The sequence below is a fragment of the Mycoplasma sp. 5370 genome (genome assembly GCF_054343435.1).
Genome location: NZ_JBTGVF010000001.1, coordinates 14,736 through 33,701, shown reverse-complemented (window position 1 = coordinate 33,701; position 18,966 = coordinate 14,736). Strand labels below are relative to the sequence as shown.

The following is an 18,966-nucleotide window of genomic DNA, read 5'->3' as shown; positions in this document are numbered from 1 at the left end:
GTCTTTATAAATGAAAAAAATCTCTTTTTTTAAGTTTTTTAAATTTAGAAATGAAAAATAAAATCATCTGTCAAGCACTTTTACTTGACATTTTTTCAAAAAGTGGTAAAATTTATTTCATTATTAAAGCATTAAATAATTTAATAAAATAAATAAGTATAAAAAACAAGAAAGGAAAATATGGTAAAAATTAGATTAAAACGTTTAGGAAATAAATTCAATCCTATTTACAAAATTGTTGCTGCAGATGCAAGAGCACCAAGAGATGGAAGATTTATTGAAGTATTAGGACACTATAACCCAAGTTCTAAAGAATTAAAACTTGAAAAAGAATTAATTTTAAAATGATTAAATATTGGAGCAGTACCAACTGAAACTGTTAGAACATTATTGAAAAAAGAATCAATTTTAAGCGAATTCGCTGCTTCTAAAAAAGCAAAATAGTATGAAAATTAACTTTTTGACACTATTTCCGAATTATTTCGAAATATTTAAAAGTGAATCTATAATTGCAAAAGCAATTGAAAAAGGAATCATCGAAATAAACATCATAGATATAAGAAAATTTTCACAAAACAAACATAAAAAAGTTGATGATCAAATTTTTGGTGGTGGTCACGGGATGCTTTTACAAATAGAACCAATTGATTTAGCGCTGCAAACAGTTGGTGGTAAAAAAATTGTTATGAGCCCACAAGGAAAAGTTTTTAATCAACAAAAAGCAAGAGAATTATCTAAAGAAAAAGAGATAACAATAATTGCAGGTAGATATGAAGGTTTTGATGAAAGAATTATTGATTATTTAATTGATGAAGAAATTTCAATAGGTGATTATGTCTTGACGGGTGGAGAATTACCTGCTATGATAATTGCTGATTCTGTAATCAGATTGGTTGAAGGTGTTATAAAGGAAGAATCCCATTTAAATGATTCTTTTGAAAATGAAGGATTATTAGATTATCCACAATATACCAGACCTAGAAATTATAAAAATATGTTAGTTCCAGAAGTTCTTTTTAGTGGTCATCACAAAAAAATAGAAGAATGGAAAAAACAAAAACAAATTGAAAAAACTAAAAAAAATAGACCAGATATTTTAGAAAGGAAAGAAAATGCAAAATAAATTAATGGAAATTGTTGAAAGTTCACAATTAAGAACTGATTTACCTAAATTTAAACAAGGTGATAATGTTAAAGTTCACGTAAGAATTAAAGAAGGTTCAAAAGAAAGAATCCAAATTTTCGAAGGTTTAGTTATAGCAATGAAAAACGAAGGAACTAGAGAAACCTTTACTGTTAGAAAAGTTTCATACGGTATTGGTGTTGAAAGAACATTTCCTTTAAATTCGCCTACAATTTCTTCAATTGAAGTTGTTCGTTCAAATAAAGTTAGAAGAGCAAAACTTTACTACATGAGAGATAGAAAAGGTAAATCTGCTAGACTTAAAGAAATTAGAATTAAAAAATAATAAAACAAATATAGATGATTATTATATTATCTATATTTTTATTAAAGTTAAAATATGAAACCAAATTATTATGAAGAAATTATTGAAATAATTAACAAAGAAAAAGATCTTATAACTAAAAAAATATTAATTGAAACTGAATTAAGTGCCCCTTGAATTCCTGAAACTTATAAGCAAAAATTTGAAAAAATGCTTTTTGAAACTAATCAAGAACTTCTTGGAAATACTAAAAAGTTCGAAACTAAAGGAATAATAGATATTTCTTTTAATGAACTGCAAACCACTTTAGAAAATGCTAACGAAGAAACTTTTAATGCTTGTTTAGAATTTATCAAATTAACAAATACAGAGAAATATAGTTCAATTTTTGAATCAATATTCAATAGTAAAAAGTTGACTTTATTATCTAAAAACAAAATTTTATTAATTTTGCTTGATAAAGAAGATAATTTAACTTTCAACTTTGATTATGAAAATGAAAAAACTCAAATTCACACAAAAACATTCAATGAAAATTTTATATTACCATTAGTCAATTTAATTAATGATTTTATTGAAACAATTTATAAAAAAGAAATGTTTAAAAAAGAGAAAGCTTATTCAATTTTTAGCAACTTTTTCCTAGAAAATCTTATAATTATAAATAGGTTCTCATTTGAATACATACAAAATGAAATTATACAAGGAGTAGAAAATGAAAAACAATAAAGAAGAAATATTTAAAAAACTAAAAGAATATATGGAAATAGAAGGTGTTTCTAGAAGAGAAGAAAAAGTAGCAAATAAACTAAAAAGCAACACTATGAGTGAAAATTTAAATTATGAATATGATAATTTTGGTTCACTTATTATCACCAAAAAAAATCATAATCAAGGACCTAAAATTATGGTTACAGCTCATATGGATGAAGTTGGTTATACTGTTCTTGATATTCTAGAAAATGGACAAGTTAGAGTTGCAACCATTGGTGGTATATGAGCTAATGTTATAATAGGAACAAAAGCAAAACTTGTAACTAGCGAAAATAAAGAATTTTACGGGGTTTTTGGTCATACTTCTATTCATATTTTGGAAAGAGAAAAAATTCAAAAAGCTGTAACAACAAAAGATTTATTTGTTGATTTTGGTTTTAAAGATAAAAAAGAAGCTGAAGAACAAGGTGTACAAGCAGGAGATATTATCTACATTCACGGTGAAACATTTAGATTATTTAATCAAGATTTAGTTGTTGGTAAAGCAATGGATAACCGTGCAGGTGTTACTGTTTTAGATTTTCTTGTTAATAATCTAAAAGATGAAAAATTAAATAATATACCATATTTTGTTGGAACAGTTCAAGAAGAAGTGGGAACTAGAGGTGCAAAAACTTCTGTTTCAAAAATAAATCCAGATATAGCAATTGCTATCGATACAACCGCTTCTCACGATACTTATCAAACTATCAGCGGAAGACAAAAATTAGGTGATGGAGTTGCAATTAGAGTTCAAGATCGTGGAACTATGATGGATCCAAAACTTATAGAAGTTTTAATGCAATTGGCTAAAAACAAAGGTATAAAAATTTATAAATTTGTAGCACAAGGCGGTGGAACAGATGCTGCTGAATTACAATATGGAAAAGGTGGTGTTGCTACCGTAACAATCTCAATACCACAAAGATATTTACATTCTCCACTTGGAGTTTGTGATTTAAATGATTTACAAGCAGTAATTCAATTATTAACTGAATTTTTCAAATTTATGAATAATGAAGAATATAATAAAATACAATATAAATAAGGAGCAAAAATGAATAACAAAGAACAATTATTTTTAAGATTAAAAGAATACATGGAAATAGAAGGTGTTTCTAGATACGAAGACCAAGTTGTAGAAGCATTAAGAAAAAACACTAAAGATGCTAATGTAGAATATGCAAGAGATAGAATGGGAAGTGTTATTATAACTAAAAAAGATCATAATCATGGACCTAAAATTATGCTTGCTGCACATATGGATGAAGTTGGTTTTTCAGTTCTTGAAATTTTAGAAAATGGACAAGTTAGAGTTGTAACCATTGGTGGAGTATGACCTAATGTGGTAGTAGGAACAAAAGCTAAACTTATAACTACCGAAAATAAAGAATTTTACGGGGTTTTTGGTCATACTTCCATTCATATTTTGGAAAACGAAAAAATCCAAAAAGCTATAAACATTAAAGATTTATTTATTGATTTTGGTTTCAAAGACAAAAAAGAAGCTGAAGAACAAGGAATTCAAATTGGTGACAGAATCTATATGCATGGAGAAACATTTAGATTATTCAATCCTGACTTAGTTGCTGGTAAAGCGATGGATAACCGTGCAGGTGTAACAGTAATTGATCAAATTATCAACAGACTAAAAGATGAAAAATTACCAAATAGACCTTACTTTGTTGGAACAGTTCAAGAAGAAGTGGGATGTAGAGGAGCAAAAACTTCTGTTTCTATAATTGAACCAGATATCGCTTTTGCAATTGATACAGGAGCTTCCCATGATACTTATCAAGCAATTACAGGAATTCCTAAATTAGGAGCAGGAGTTGCAATTAATGTTCAAGATTTTGAAACATTAATGGATCCAAAATTAGTACAAATTTTAATGAATTTAGGTAAAAAACATAATATTCCAGTTTATAAATATGTAGCACAAGGTGGTGGAACAGACGCTGCTGAATTACAATATGGAAAAGGCGGTGTTCCAACAATCAGTTTATCAATTCCACAAAGATATTTACATTCACCTTTAGGAGTTGCTTCATTATTTGATATTGAAGCAATGATTAATTTAATGGTTGAATTTTTAAAAATATTTGATCAAAAAATGCTTGATTCTATTAGATACAAATAAAAACAAAATTCTTCTTTTTAGGAGAATTTTTTATTTCTTTTTACACAAAAATTAATTTTAATTATATAATATAACTAATGGAGTAAATATATGAAAAACAAATTAATTTTTTTAAGTAATATTTTAGTGTCAACAATTCCTTTTTCTTTCGTTTCTTGTGTAAAAATTTTTAATTCTGAAAATGAAGAAAAGTCAAAAAACAAAGAATATAATGATGAAGATGCTTTAGAGTTTTCAAAATTATTAATAAAATATCAAGAAGATAATAATATTAAAAGAATAAAAGATTATCATTTTATGACTAATCTTATAAATTATAAATCTATTAATTACAACAAAAGAGAAGCTTATGAAGTTATAAAAAATAATTACAAGATAATTTATTCTTTTAATGAGTTACAAGAAAGTTATTTAAACTTTTTTAACAAATCCTTTTGAGAAAATTTATACAATCAAAATCCTGAATTAGACAAAAATAATTATCATAGTTTGAGTGAAGAGGAAATTCAAAAAATAAACAAAAAAGAATTTGAAAAATATTATTTAGATGGGCAAGATGCAGAAAAATTTTTTGAAAATAATAATTTAATTTTGTCACAATCGTGGTATCCCCGTATTGAATTATGATGAAATTTATATTATTTAATTCCCTTTTTTGAAAACAAAAATGATTATTTTGTCTTTAAAAGAATAAAAGTAAGTGATTTGAATTATCCGCAAATATCCACCGATAATATTAAGTATTATTTTGATTCGCAATTAGATATTTTAAAAACAAATAAAAATAAAAAAGTTGAAATAATAAATACCCCCATTGCTGAAAAAGAAGCAGAAAGATTATTTGAATTTCTTAAGAAAAAATACGATGTAAATAATGAAGAAAAAGAAAATTCATAGGATATTATGTTCAATGTTTTTTAAACTTGTTCAAAATAAAATAAATTTTTAATATGATATAATATTAATATAAAAATAAAAAAGGAGAAATAATATGAAAAATAAATTCAAATATCTTTTTGCTACTTCTACTTTAGTGGGTTCAGCAATTATCTTTGGATTAAGTAATTCAAAACAAATATTAGTAACAGAAAATAACTGATATAAAACTTTTAAAAATGAAAAATTAGTTTTACGAAAAAATTCTTTAAATAAATTAAATAATGAAAATAAAGAAATTATATTTAACAATAATTTTGAATTCAAATTACTTTTAAATTATGATATGAGTGATTATGACAAATATGACGAAGATTTTTTTGAAATAAAAAATAAGCAATTTATAGAAAAAATTAAATTACTGAAATATAATTTTCACAGTTTTAAAATTAGTTCAATAATGCCTGTTGTTTGATTTTATTTTAACAATGAAGATGAAAGAGAAAATTTTGTAAAAATGATTATTAATGAAGAAGAAATATATTCTGCTATTCTTTTTGAAAATAATCATAATTCAAAACTTAAAAATACTTACACAAAAAACAAAACAATCGAAGATTATTATTATAAAATTGATCGTAAATTTGAAAATAATAATCATAAATTTATTAACTTTGAAAAACAAAAAGAAAGAGAAAACAAAAGAAATTATCATAATATCGGAAAAATAGGTATTTTAGAAACAAAAGGTAAGTTAAATTTGGAAGAAATGCACTATTTTGAAAAAAATGGTTTTGAGATTTTTGTTCCTGAAAATAATCAAATTCTAGATTCTCATCACGCACATGAAGTAACTGCAATAGCATCGGGTTCTGAAGGAGTAGATAGATATTCAAAATTATTTTTTAGTACTTTTTATACAAATGCAGAATGACAAAAATCAATTGAATGATTAGTAAAAAATAATGTAAAAATTATTAACCACAGCTATGGTTCAATAAATGATTTACTAGATTCAAAATATGATGAAAATAATTTCTTTTTAGACTACATTTCCAGAAAATATGGTGTAGTAAATGTTTTTTCTTCAGGAAATGGAAATGAAAATAGAGATACATCAAATGAATGAATTAACGGAAATAAAATATCTATAAATAATATAGTAGTAGGCGCTTTAGATTATGATTATTGAAACAAAACATCTACTGATGAAATTGCACCTTATTCAAATTATATGGTTTTGAATAAATACAAAGATTATACTAAACCTAATATAACCGCCCCTGGTTATTTATATAGTAGAAAAAATATGATGAAAAATGGTACTTTTTATGATTCTGAATATATTCATAATGGTACAAGTTTTGCTGCACCACTAGTTAGTGGAATGATATCAACTCTTCTAAGAGAAAAAAGGTTTTTAGATACTGATTCAGTAAGAGTGCAAGCTATAAAAGCTATAATTGGTGCTTCAGGTAGAAAACCAAAAGTTTCTGATTTAGAATACAAAAATAATGGATATAGTTTAAAATATGGTTCAGGAATAGCAGATTTTGAAAAAATGTTAGAAGCAGCAGATAATCTTGTAACAAAAAGTATTACAAAAAATGATAAAGATTTTGTTCTTTATTCAAAAGAATTTTATGTGGAAAAAAATAAACTCATAAAAGGTGCTAGTTCTTGATTATTTAATGCTGGAATTTTAAAAAATAGAGAAAATAAACCACAATATAATCCACATGTTAACTGATGATGACTTTTAGGTTTTGCTGGTGGATTAATTTCAAACGGTATTGAAGCAACAAGAATCAAAATAGAAACAGAAGAATGAAATAAAACACATATAGATGAAGGAAGACTAAAACTAGAAACTACTCTTTCTAAACAAAATGATTCTCTCTTCTCAGATTATGATTTAATTTTAGAAAAAAAATCCTCAGATGGAAATTGAGTCAAAATAAAATCTATTATATCAAATTCATCATCAGATGAACTTCTTGAATACCAAACTCAAAGCGAAGGAGTATATAGATTTAAAATTAAAAAATATAGTGATAGATTGTTTGATAATTCAATTGATGATGCTCTTGCTTTAACTTATACAATTCAATAATATGAAAAACAAATTAGTTTATTTAAATACTGTTTTAGTTTCAACAATTCCTTTTTCTTTTGTTTCTTGTGTAAAAATTTTTGATTCTGAAAATGAAGAAATTAAAGAAGAAAAACAATATAGAATGCAAGATATTTATGAGTTTGGAAATTTGTTGAGTCAATATCAAGAAAATAATAATATAAAGAAAATTGAAGATCCGCATTTTATGATAAATTTAGAAAAATATAAACATTTTAATTATCAAAAAAAAACTTATGAAAAGCAAGCTTATCAAATTATAAAAAATGGTTATAAAATAATTTATTCTTTTAATGAATTACAAGAAAGTTTTTTAAACTTTTTTAACAAATCCTTTTGAGAAAATTTATACAATCAAAATCCAGAATTAGATAAAAATAATTATCATAGTTTGAGTGAAGAAGAAATTCAAGAAATAAATAAAAAAGAATTTGAAAAGCACTATTTAAACGGTGTAAGTTCAAAAAAATTTTTTGAAAATAATAATTTAATTTTGTCACAACCTTGATACTGAGGGATGTCTAGTGGTATTTATTATTCATACTTAATTCCTTTTTTTGAAAATCAGACAAATCAACTTATCTTGAAAAAAGTTCAAGCAATGGATTTGCCAATTAAAACAATAGACCTTGCCAATAGTCCTTACTTCAAATCAATATTAGAAATTTTAAAAATAGATAAAAATAAAAAAGTTGAAATAATAGATACTCCCATCGATCAAAAAGAAGCAGAAAGATTATTTGAATTTCTTAAGAAAAAATACGATGTAAATAATGGAGAAAAAGAAAATTCATAGGACTTTAGGTTCTATGTTTTTTTCAAATTAGTATTAATTTACACAAAAAACAAGTTTTTACAAAGGAAAATTGCTTTTTTTAGTAAAATTTTATTGCAAACATTTGTTTGTAGTTTCCTGACTGGGATAATTACCCAACCGGATGTAAAAGCCATCGTACTCATAGAGCATGATCGGGCGGAATTCCCGAGCCGACAGTAAAGTCTGAAGATAGTTATTACTAAATGTTATACTTTTTAATTTCAGTGAAACTTAATTTTTGAAAAGAGGAAAAAATGAAACATAAATTAGATTATTATGCTGCTAATTATTTTTTTAAAGCAAAGCAAATTATCGAAAAATTTAACCCGAATTCAATTGTTACTTTACAGTTCTTTCAAAGACATGATAATTCAATTTTAGGTGGAATGAACGAAGCTTTAGAATTGCTAAAAAATAATACAGATACTTCTAAATATTCTATAAAATATTTACCTGAAGGTTCAATTATAAATAATAAAGAAGTTGTTCTTGAACTAGAAGGAGAATATAAATATTTTGGAATTTACGAAGGTATAATTGATGGAGTTTTAGCAAGAAGTACTTCTATTGCTACTAATGCAAAAAGATGTATGGAAGCAGCACCAACAAAAGAAATTGTCTTTATGGGAGATCGTTCAGACCATTATTCTAATCAAGAAAGGGATGGAATAGCTGTTGAACTTGCTGGTATAACTTCTCACTCCACAAATGCAGGAGCAAGAGGTAAAGAAGAAGTGGTTTTTGGTTCGATTCCACATGCATTAATACAGAATTTTAACGGGAATTTAGTTGAAGTAATGAAATATTACTATGAACTTTTTCCAGATGAACCATTAATAGCACTTGTTGATTTTCACAACGATGTTATTAGCGATTCTTTAGCAGTTTTAAAAGAATTTAAAGAAAAACTTTTCGGTGTAAGAGTTGATACTTCTAAAGCCGTTAGAGACAAGATGTTTAAAAATAATGAAAATGAATTTGGAGTTACTCCAAATCAAATTAAAAACTTAAGAAAAGCACTAGATGAAAATGGTGGAAAACATGTAAAAATAATTGTGTCTTCTGGTTTTGATCCTGAAAGAATAGCAATGTTTGAAAAAGAAAATACACCAGTTGATTCTTATGGAGTAGGTGAGTTTATGCTAACCATAAATAATACTTTCAGTGCTGATGCAACTAAAATTAATGGAAAATTATTAGCTAAAGAAGGAAGAAAATACTCTGAAAATCCAAGGTTAATAAAATTTAATTAAATATATGAATAAAAAAATAGTTTTAAATTCTTTAGGTTATGATTCTAACTTGTATATTTATCAAGATAAAAATATGTTTAATTATTCAGTTGATACAATATTATTAGGTAATTTCATAACTATAAATAGAAAAGTTAAAAATATTCTTGAAATAGGAACAAATAATGCTGCTTTATCTATTTTCATTTCTGAAAGGGATGAAAATATATTAATAGATGCTCTAGAAATTCAAGAAAAAGCCCTAAATTTAGCTAAAAAAAATGTTGTTCACAATAAAAAAGAAAAACAAATTAATTTAATTTTGAATGATTTTAATCTTTTTTATAAAGAACACAATAAAAATCAATTACAAAAATATGATGCAATAGTTTGCAATCCGCCTTTTTATAAAATAGACAAAAATACGCAAAAAACAAAGATAAATGAAGAATTACTGATTGCAACACATGAAATAAAATTAAACTTAGAACAAATTATTTTAGGAAGTTCCAAAATAATTAAAGAAAAAGGGTATTTAAGTTTTGTTTTACCTATAGAGAGACTTGTGGATTGTTTTGAATTATTGAGAAAATACAAATTCGAACCAAAAAGAGTTCAATTTGTATTACCAAGAGAAAATGAAAATCCTAAATTTGCTTTAATTGAATCTAGATTTCAATCTGGTTGGGGGACTTTTTTTGAAAAAAACATTTATTTACATATTAACGATAAAAGCAAACATGAATACAGAGATGAAGTTAAAGAACTTTATAAACCAATAAAAACAAGGAGATAAAATGAAAAAAACATTTTTTATTACAACGCCTATTTATTATCCTTCGGGGAATCTTCATATAGGACATTTATATACAACTACTCTTGCATGAGTTTTTGCAAACTACAAGAAAAATAGAAAATATGATGTAAAAATGTTGACTGGTTCAGATGAACATGGATTAAAAATACAACAAAAATCAAAAGAAAATAATCTAGAACCACAAAAATACGTTGATATGCAAGTTCAAAAATTTAAAGATCTTTGAGAATTAGCACAAATTGACTATGATTATTTTTCTAGAACCACAAACACAAATCATAAGGAAGTTGTTTTAAATGTATTTAATTCTTTACTTTCTAAAGGAATTATTTATAAAGATAAATATAAAGGTTTATACTCTGTTAGTTCCGAAGAATTTTTAACTATTACACAAGCTAAAGAAAAAAACGGTAAATTAGTTCATCCAGTTAGTGAAGATGAGTTAGTTGAAGTTGAAGAAGAATCTTATTTTTTTAAAATGTCTCAATTTCAAGAATGATTACTTGAATATTGAAAAAACAATGAAAACTTTATTTTTCCAAAACAAATAATAAAAGAATTAGAAAATAATTTCTTAGAAAAAGGATTAGAAGATCTCTCTGTTACAAGAATTTCTTTTGATTGAGGAATAAAACTACAAAACGATCCAAAACACGTCATTTACGTTTGATTAGATGCTTTATTTAATTATGTAAGTGCTCTTAATTTTAGTTTAAAAAATGATTCTGATTTTAAGAAATATTGAGAAAATGGAGATGAAATCGTTCATATAGTAGGTAAAGAAATAACAAGGTTTCACTGTATTTACTGACCAATTATGTTAAAATCAATGGATTTAAAACTACCTACCACAATTTTAAGTCATGGTCTTATTAGAGATGCTAATGGTATTAAAATGTCCAAAAGTTTAAACAACGTAGTTGATCCTATTGAATTAATTAACAAATATGGAGCAGAACCAGTAAAATACTACTTATCTACACAAATTATTATGGGACATGATGCTAATTTTGATGAAGAACAATTCAAAAATGTTTACAACTCTCATTTAGCTAATAATTTTGGAAATTTATTATCAAGAACAATCGCAATGATTCACCAATCTTTTAATGTACCATTAAAATATAAAAAAGAACAACTAACAGACTTAGAACAAGAAATTTTTTCTGAAATACTTAATACCAAAAAAGAATTTTGCAATGAAATGGACTCTTTTAAAATTGATAAAGCTTATAAAGAAGTTTTTAATCTATCAAAAAAATTAAATGGTTATATTGATTTAACTCTTCCATGAACTTTAAAAGATAATAAAGAAAGATTGGAAGTTGTTTTAAATACTCTTTTAAACGGAATTTATGCTATAACTTGCTTTATGTCTTCTATTTTAAAAAACAAAGCGAATTTAGCTCTTCAACAATTAAATATTGAGTCAATTGATTTTGATAATATAGGAAAATGAGAACTTTTTGATAATACACTAACTCAAAAAGGTGAAATACTTTTTGAAAGAATTAAATAATAAATTCTATAAAATTTTTATATTTGGTTAAAACTAAATTGGCATATATTAATGAATTTGGAACTATTTTCAAATTACTATTTTGAGATAAACGAACATTAAAAACATTGTTTTTAATGTTTTTTATTTCCTTTATAAATAAAAGCGTTTCTTTATCTTCATCTTTTAAATAAGGTTTTTTTACTATAATATAACTACTTTTTTTAATAGATAAAAAAGTGTTTGTATCTATCTCAAAATTTAATTCTTTCTTATTATTTACTGTAATAGAAATAGGAATTTGCTCATTTTCTTTTATATTTGTTATTAAAAATATAGAAATAATAAATATAAAAAATAAAAGTATAGATAAAAATATTATTAAATTATTTTTCTTTGTCAAGATCAAAAATCTCACTTTCATTTAAATATTTGTTAGAATGAGAAACTTCTATAAAAATTTCTTCTTTTTGAAAATTTAAAATTATTTTCTTTAAAATTTCAAAATTTTCCATTGATATATTTTCAAAAGCTTCATCCAATAAAATCAAATCGAATTCTTGACACAAAAGCTGTAAGATAGATATTATTTGTTTTTGTCCTTCTGAAAAATTAACCCAATTTTCCTTTATTTCTGTTTTTAAATCTATTTGTCATTTAATAAATAATTTATCCAATTCATAAAAACTATAATTGTTTAGAAAAGTATCAACTTTTTGTGGATTATATTTAGTAATATAACCAAATACATCTATACTAGATGAAAAACTTTCCTTATTAATATAAATTATCTTTTTTCTTAATTCACTTTTATCAAAATGTAAAATTGGTAAATTATTTATTTTAAAATTTGATTCTAAATCTAAATTTAAAATTTTCAATAAAGTAGATTTTCCTGAACCATTTTGCCCTTTTAAAATTAAATTATTATTGATTTCTAAATTATTAATTTTTAATATTGATTTAATATTATTAGGTTTATAATCTATATTTTCAAGTTGAATAGACTTTATTTTTTCAATTAAATGAGTACCATTTTTTTCTTTTTCAATAAATAAAATGAATTTTAATAAATCATACTCTTCTAAAAAAATTGGATAATACACTATTAAATCTGAAATACTATTCAAGGGATTTACAAAAGCAGCAAAAAAAGTTATAAATAAAATCATATCACCGAGTTTGAATTCCCCTTTTATAACAAATAAAGCACAAATAAAAGTTAGTATTATTGGTAAAAACTCAATTAAAAATTTTTGGAAATTTTTAAAAATAAAATTAATTTTTCATAAGTGAAAATCTTTTTCTTTCAGTTTTTTATATTTGCTTTCAAAATCTTTATTAATCATTTTGTAAAAATCTTCTTTTTTTAGTTTATCAAAATTTGTAATTACTTTATAATAACTAGAATTTAATGAAGCATTGCTTTTTAAAATATCATTATATTTTGAATTAACTACTTTTTTCTCTATAAAGGAAAACATAAAGAAAATAAAACCTATTAAGAAAGTTATCAAGAATAATTTTCAATTTAAAAACAAAATAATGAAAAATGCAAAGATAAAAGTAGAAATTTCGGAAACTAATGTAAAAGCAAAGTTGGATATAAAAGAAGCAAAACTTGGTATTATATTAAATCTTTTTATATAGTCTGAAGTATCTAATTTAAATAATTGTGAGTTCTGAGCACTTTTAAGAGAAAAAATAAAATTTTTCATAATGTTTTCTTCTATGACCATCTGCAAATTTTTTAAAAATAAGCTTTTTAAGATGTTTTGCAAAAATCTAAATAACAAAATTCAACCAAAAACAATAGTTAACTTAATCAAAATGCTAATATTATTAAAATAAATTGCTTTATTTATAACGTTTTTTAAAAAGAAAGAACTAGAAAAAGTAAGGATTGAACAAACTATAATTAACAAAAAAATAGTAATACTTTTTTCGTTTCAAATATACAAAAATAAAGGATTTTTCTGTTTAATTGCTTTTGTTTTAGGATCAAAAATTTTTTCTGTTGTAAGAATTATATTTACAAATATTTTTTTAAAAAATTCAATTTCTATTTTTCTTTTACCTACAAGCGGATCTAGTAAATAAACAAAATTTTTATCTATTTTTAAAAAGATTACATAGTGATTTAACTCGCCTTCGTTTATTAAAATAATAGAAGGTTTCTCTGATTTTAAATTTGAAAGTGCTTCAAAATCAATATGAAATGCTTCTAATTTTATTCCGTGTTTTTCTGAAAGTGTTTGCAGATTTTTTATCACTATTCCATCTTGATTATAAAAGGTTTCTTTTTTTAAATCAGATAAATTTATCCATTTTGAGTGGTAATAATGATAAAGTGATTGCAAAACTACTAGTCCACAGTCCTTTATATCTTCTTGTTTCCTTATTTTCATATTTAATATTTCCAAAAAAGAAGATTTATACTTCAAAAAGGAAAAAATTAGGAAAAATAGGTATTTTTTCTCAGATAACAATGTGTTATAATTATTAATTATGTTAATAAATAAAAGTCAAAAAAATATAAATGTATCTTTAGATCATACACAAAAAAAATTAAAAAATAGAATGGTGTTTTACTCTCTATTATGACTAACTTTTGGATTAGCAGTTATATTTTTACTTTCCTATGCAACAATTGCTATAGAAGCAGTAAAAACAGCTTATTTAAATTTAATATTTAGATTAGCTGTTTCTAATCTTTACTGATTAATTCACTTAGTCATAATTTTAGTATGTTTTGCATTAATAAGTTATCTAGCTCGCAATAGTGAAACGAAAAATATATTTTTATTAGTTGCAGCTTATATTGTTACTATACTACTTCAATCATTTTGAATACCTATCATTATTTTACAAGTAGTCAACACAGAACAAGCTAATGCAATTTCATATATATTATTAGCTATGTTAATTCCTACTTTATCAATTGCGGTTTTTGGATTTTTAGGATATTTCAATATAATTGATTTTTCTAAATGAAGAATATTTGTTTATATTGGTATTGTTATGATGTTAGTTTTATCTATAATTACTTGATTTATTTCTAACAATGTTATTATTACAGTAATTTCAGTAATAAGTATAGCTGTTTCTTGAATTTTAATAGGATTCAACTTTAACATAATTCAAAGGGAAGCTTCAATTATCATTTCTACAAATTTTGACGAACAAGAAATAAAATCAATAATGTTAAAAAGATCTTTACTTTTTGGTTTAAACCTACTTTTATCATTTATAAGAATCTTTTTAGACATGTTATTTATACTTAGACGTTAAAAAGAAATATCGACTAGATATTTCTTTTTTTATCCTAAAACAACTGTTTTTCCTTTATAAAAGCTATTTTTTATCAAATAATTTTAAATAATTTCCATAACCTTCTTTTTCCATTTCATCTTTAGGGATAAAACGTAAAGATGCTGAATTAATGCAATATCTTAATCCACCTTTATCTTTAGGTCCATCAGTAAAAACATGTCCTAAATGAGAATTAGCATTTTTACTTTTTACTTCCACTCTAATCATATTGTGAGAAAAATCATTATGTTCAGTAATAATATCTTCTTCAATAGGTTTGGAAAATGCAGGTCAACCACAACCAGAATCATATTTATCATCAGATTTAAATAAAGGAGTTCCATCTACTATATCAACATAAATACCTTCTTCAAAATGCTTATCATATTTATTTGTAAATGGTCTTTCAGTATAACCTTCTTGTGTAACTTTATATTCAAGATCACTTAATTCTTTTAATCTTTTTTCTTTATCTATTTTTTCCATTGTTCCTTCTTTCTTTTTTTATTATAGAACAAAAATGTTCAATATATACAAAAAATATTGTTAAAATACTATTTTTGAAATTTTCTTAAATTTCACACCAAGAAAGGTATATAATGAAAATATAAAAATAAAAGGGAGATTCTTTTCAAATGAAATTAAAACAAATTCATCTATTTAGTTTATATTCAATTATATTTAAATTAACTTTTGTGATTTGTTTCATATTATCTTTTTTATCTTTATTTGACAAAATTAGCACAAGAATTATTACTTTAATATTTTTATTTTTTACTTGATTTTATTGTTTTGTAGTCATGGTATTTTTATTTTTTTATCAGTGATTATGAATTTCTAAAATGAATAAAAAAGTAAATAAATTCTTGTTTTCTTTTTTTCCTTTAATATTTTATATAAAAAATAAAAATAATATTGATTTTGCATTTGATAAAAAATGAAATATTAAAAAATATATACAAAACTTTTTTATCTTCTTTGGTTTGCTCTTTTTAATAATTGTTATTCTTTTTGCAATAGGAACTTTTTTGCCAAATCCTGTAAAAAAAGATGATATTTATTTATCAGGAATATTAGGTTCTTTAATACCTATGAGTATAATTTTAATAATTATTGTACCGGTTGAATTATTAAATCATAAACAAATTAAAAGATAATTAATTAGTCAAAAAATTTCCATTTATGCTTTTGTAAGTATAAATGGAAATTTTATCTCCTCTTTCCCAGTTAATAGCAAAAATTTAAAAAATCAACCATTTTTTGATTGATTTTATTGTTTTTCATTTTTCTTTATACTATTTTTGTTATTATAAAATATTTTAATTTTCTGATAAACCATCAATTTTTGCAATCGCCTTAATTGAATCTTTTTCTCTTAAAGAAATAATTTTAACACCTTTTGTATTTCTAGAAGTCTCTGCAATTTGAGAAAGGGATGTTCTGATAGCAATTCCTTGTTTTGTTAAAATAAGAATTTCTTCGTTTCCTTTAACATTTCCAATATAAGTTAATTTCCCTGCTTTTTCACTATTAATAGTTCTTACACCTTTAGCACCACGAGCAGTGATTCTATACTCATCAATTAAAGTTTTTTTACCAAAACCTAATTCACCAAGAGCTAAAATATATTGTCCTTCAGCAGTTGTTGAAGCACCTACTACTTCATCATCTTGTTCAAGTTTTATTGCTCTAACTCCTTCAGACTGTCTTCCTGTGCTTCTTAATTCATCACTTAAGAAACGAACAACATTTCCATTTGATGCTCCAATAATGATTTCTTCACCATCTTTAACAACAAATGCTCTTTTTAGTTCATCTCCTTCTTTTAGACCAAGTGCAATTTTTCCATTTGCATTAATTCTTTCATAGTTACTAATTTCTGTTTTTTTAATAATTCCTTTTTTAGAAACTGTTACTAAATAAGTACCTGAATTATATTCATTAATAGATAACATTGAAATTACTTTTTCATCCTTTTGAATTCCTATTAAATTAATGAAAGGAATTCCTTTACCTTGTTTGCTTTGTTCTGGTATTTGATATGATCTTAATCTATAAACTTTTGCCAAACTTGTAAATATTAATAAATCAGTATGTGTATTAGTAATTAAAATAGAACTTAAGTTGTCATCTTCATAAGTAGAAGCAGTGTTTGAACCAACTCCACCTCTATTTTGTGTCTTGTATTCATCGATATTTATTCTTTTTACATAACCATTATTTGTTAATGTTATAGCAACATCTTGAGATGGAATTAAATCTTCATCTTGAATAGTTCCTACTTCTGTTGCAGTAATTTCAGTTCTTCTTTCATCAGCAAAATTTTCTTTTACTTCCTGTAATTCTGAAACAATTAAGTTAATTAATTTTTCTTTTGAATCTAATATTTCTTTAAGTTCTTTAATTTTTTGATATAACTCTTCCATTTCATTAACTAGTTTTTCAACAGCTAAACCAGTTAATCTGCTTAATCTCATTTCAATAATAGCTTTGGTTTGAATTTGAGTTAAATTAAATCTTGCAGCGAGTTTTTCTTGTGCTTCTGCATCGGATTTAGATGATTTAATAATTTTAATTACTTCATCAATATTTTCAATAGCTATTTTCAATCCTTCTAAAACATGAACTCTTTCTTCTGCTTTTTTAAGGTCAAATTGCAATCTTCTAGTGAATACATCAATTTGATGCTCTAAATAAACTTCTAATGCTTCTTTAAGATTTAAAAGTTTTGGTTCTCCTTTCACTAAAGCAATCATATTAATAGAATAACTAACTTGTAAAGATGTATATTTAAAAAGATTATTAAGTACTACTTCAGGGATAAATCCTTTTTTAATATCGAAAACAACTCTTATTCCTTCTCTTGACGTTTCATCTCTAATATCAGAAATTCCATCAAGTTTTTTTTCTTTAATTAATTGAACAATTTTTTCAATTAATATAGGTTTTTTGATTTCATAAGGGATTTCATAAACTATTATTTTACTTTTTCCATTTTTTAATTCTTCAATTTTTGCTTTTGATCTTAAAATAAAGGAACCTCTACCAGTTTCATAAGCTTTAGTAATACCACTTTGTCCTAAAATCATAGCTCCTGTTGGAAAATCTGGTCCTTTTATATGTTGCATTAATTCATCAATTGAAATTTCTGGATTTTTAGCTAAAGCAATAGTGGCATCAATAACCTCTCCTAAATTGTGTGGTGGTATAGTTGTTGCCATCCCTACTGCAATACCAGTAACTCCTGAAACTAATAAGTTTGGGATTTTAGAAGGAAGAATTGTTGGTTCGCTTTCAGAACCATCATAGTTAGGCATAAAATCTACTGTATCTTTTTTAATGCTTTCTACCATTAAAGAAGCAATTTTAGACATTCTTGCTTCTGTATAACGCATCGCTGCTGCTGCATCTCCATCAATAGAACCAAAGTTTCCATGTCCATCAATCAATGGATATCTTAATGAGAAATCTTGAGCCATACGAACCATTGAATCATACACAGAAGAATCACCGTGTGGGTGATATTTACCTAAAACATCACCAACAATTCTAGCTGATTTTTTATGTGCAACACTATGGGTAATACCAAGTTCGCTCATACCGTAAAGAATTCTTCTGTGAACTGGTTTTAAACCATCACGAGCATCTGGAAGAGCACGAGAAACAATAACAGACATTGCGTATTCAAGAAATGAATTTCTCATTTCATCTGAAATAGGTTTAGGAATTATTCCACCTGCTTCATTTTCTATAATTTGAGAAGAAACCACATATTCTTCTTTATCTTGTGGTGCTACTTCCTCTTCATCACTTTCTTCTGCTGTTTCTTCTTTAAAAACAGTTTCCATTTCTTCGTCATCTAGAATATATTTTTCTTTTTCTTCTTTATCATCAAAAAACATATTACCTCACTTACTTTAATAATCTTTTTAAATAATT

The 18,966-nt window shown here is 24.4% G+C and carries 18 protein-coding genes; 14 read left to right on the top strand and 4 right to left on the bottom strand.

The genetic code is table 4. From position 1 onward, the window contains the following. Positions 1-180 precede the first annotated feature (180 nt). The 12 genes from rpsP to metG all read left to right on the top strand — a co-directional run bounded on the left by rpsP (position 181) and on the right by metG (position 11,736). Complete coding sequence (rpsP, locus tag ACXX88_RS00170; protein WP_458557450.1) at positions 181-444, top strand: 30S ribosomal protein S16; 264 nt, start codon at positions 181-183, stop codon at positions 442-444. Between the two features lies 1 nt (position 445). Beyond that, positions 446-1,123, top strand: coding sequence for a tRNA (guanosine(37)-N1)-methyltransferase TrmD (trmD, locus tag ACXX88_RS00165; protein ID WP_436358929.1), 678 nt, complete (start codon positions 446-448; stop codon positions 1,121-1,123). Next, positions 1,113-1,469, top strand: coding sequence for a 50S ribosomal protein L19 (gene rplS / locus ACXX88_RS00160; RefSeq protein ID WP_436358928.1), 357 nt, complete (start codon positions 1,113-1,115; stop codon positions 1,467-1,469). Before trmD ends, rplS begins: the two co-directional genes overlap by 11 nt. A 54-nt stretch (positions 1,470-1,523) precedes the next feature. Next, entirely contained in the window at positions 1,524-2,177 is a 654-nt protein-coding gene (locus ACXX88_RS00155) for a hypothetical protein (RefSeq protein WP_458559208.1), read from the top strand. Continuing rightward, complete coding sequence (locus ACXX88_RS00150) at positions 2,164-3,249, top strand: M42 family metallopeptidase (protein ID WP_458559207.1); 1,086 nt, start codon at positions 2,164-2,166, stop codon at positions 3,247-3,249. Before ACXX88_RS00155 ends, ACXX88_RS00150 begins: the two co-directional genes overlap by 14 nt. Before the next feature lie 9 nt (positions 3,250-3,258). Continuing rightward, positions 3,259-4,341: a M42 family metallopeptidase gene (locus ACXX88_RS00145; protein WP_458559206.1), complete on the top strand. Its 1,083-nt coding sequence runs from the start codon at positions 3,259-3,261 to the stop codon at positions 4,339-4,341. Positions 4,342-4,431: 90 nt separating this feature from the next. Next, complete coding sequence (locus ACXX88_RS00140) at positions 4,432-5,238, top strand: hypothetical protein (RefSeq protein WP_458559205.1); 807 nt, start codon at positions 4,432-4,434, stop codon at positions 5,236-5,238. Positions 5,239-5,332: 94 nt separating this feature from the next. Beyond that, positions 5,333-7,330, top strand: a complete 1,998-nt coding sequence (locus tag ACXX88_RS00135) for a S8 family serine peptidase (protein WP_458559204.1) — start codon at positions 5,333-5,335, stop codon at positions 7,328-7,330. Position 7,331: 1 nt separating this feature from the next. Continuing rightward, a complete protein-coding gene (locus tag ACXX88_RS00130; protein WP_458559203.1) occupies positions 7,332-8,147 on the top strand; it encodes a hypothetical protein in 816 nt (271 codons plus the stop codon). 275 nt (positions 8,148-8,422) lie between these two features. Next, entirely contained in the window at positions 8,423-9,421 is a 999-nt protein-coding gene (locus ACXX88_RS00125; RefSeq protein ID WP_458557445.1) for a nicotinate phosphoribosyltransferase, read from the top strand. Between the two features lie 4 nt (positions 9,422-9,425). After that, the gene (locus ACXX88_RS00120; protein WP_458557444.1) at positions 9,426-10,196 is read left to right on the top strand and encodes a tRNA1(Val) (adenine(37)-N6)-methyltransferase; all 771 of its coding nucleotides are present in this window, start codon (positions 9,426-9,428) and stop codon (positions 10,194-10,196) included. A 1-nt stretch (position 10,197) separates the two neighbouring features. Further along, the gene (gene metG, locus ACXX88_RS00115; protein ID WP_436358921.1) at positions 10,198-11,736 is read left to right on the top strand and encodes a methionine--tRNA ligase; all 1,539 of its coding nucleotides are present in this window, start codon (positions 10,198-10,200) and stop codon (positions 11,734-11,736) included. On the opposite strand, the gene ACXX88_RS00110 is transcribed toward metG, so the two are convergent. Beyond that, positions 11,729-12,139 carry an MAG1140 family protein gene (locus ACXX88_RS00110; protein ID WP_436358920.1) on the bottom strand — a complete coding sequence of 137 codons (411 nt, stop codon included), beginning with the start codon at positions 12,137-12,139 and terminating at the stop codon, positions 11,729-11,731. The genes metG and ACXX88_RS00110 overlap by 8 nt on opposite strands. Then, positions 12,102-14,123, bottom strand: a complete 2,022-nt coding sequence (locus ACXX88_RS00105; RefSeq protein ID WP_458559202.1) for an Mbov_0121 family peptidase domain-containing ABC transporter — start codon at positions 14,121-14,123, stop codon at positions 12,102-12,104. The genes ACXX88_RS00110 and ACXX88_RS00105 overlap by 38 nt, the downstream gene beginning before the upstream one ends. Positions 14,124-14,223: 100 nt before the next feature. Between ACXX88_RS00105 and ACXX88_RS00100 the strand changes: the two genes are divergently transcribed. Then, on the top strand, positions 14,224-15,006 hold the full coding sequence (locus ACXX88_RS00100) for an MAG0110 family membrane protein (RefSeq protein ID WP_436358918.1): 783 nt from the start codon (positions 14,224-14,226) through the stop codon (positions 15,004-15,006). 63 nt (positions 15,007-15,069) lie between these two features. On the opposite strand, the gene msrB is transcribed toward ACXX88_RS00100, so the two are convergent. Beyond that, positions 15,070-15,513 carry a peptide-methionine (R)-S-oxide reductase MsrB gene (gene msrB / locus ACXX88_RS00095; protein ID WP_458559201.1) on the bottom strand — a complete coding sequence of 148 codons (444 nt, stop codon included), beginning with the start codon at positions 15,511-15,513 and terminating at the stop codon, positions 15,070-15,072. Between the two features lie 356 nt (positions 15,514-15,869). On the opposite strand from msrB, the gene ACXX88_RS00090 reads away from it, so the two are divergent. Beyond that, entirely contained in the window at positions 15,870-16,184 is a 315-nt protein-coding gene (locus ACXX88_RS00090) for a hypothetical protein (protein WP_458559200.1), read from the top strand. Between the two features lie 162 nt (positions 16,185-16,346). Here ACXX88_RS00090 and gyrA read toward each other — a convergent pair whose 3' ends face one another. Continuing rightward, complete coding sequence (gyrA, locus tag ACXX88_RS00085; RefSeq protein ID WP_458559199.1) at positions 16,347-18,929, bottom strand: DNA gyrase subunit A; 2,583 nt, start codon at positions 18,927-18,929, stop codon at positions 16,347-16,349. Between the last annotated feature and the right edge of the window lie 37 nt (positions 18,930-18,966).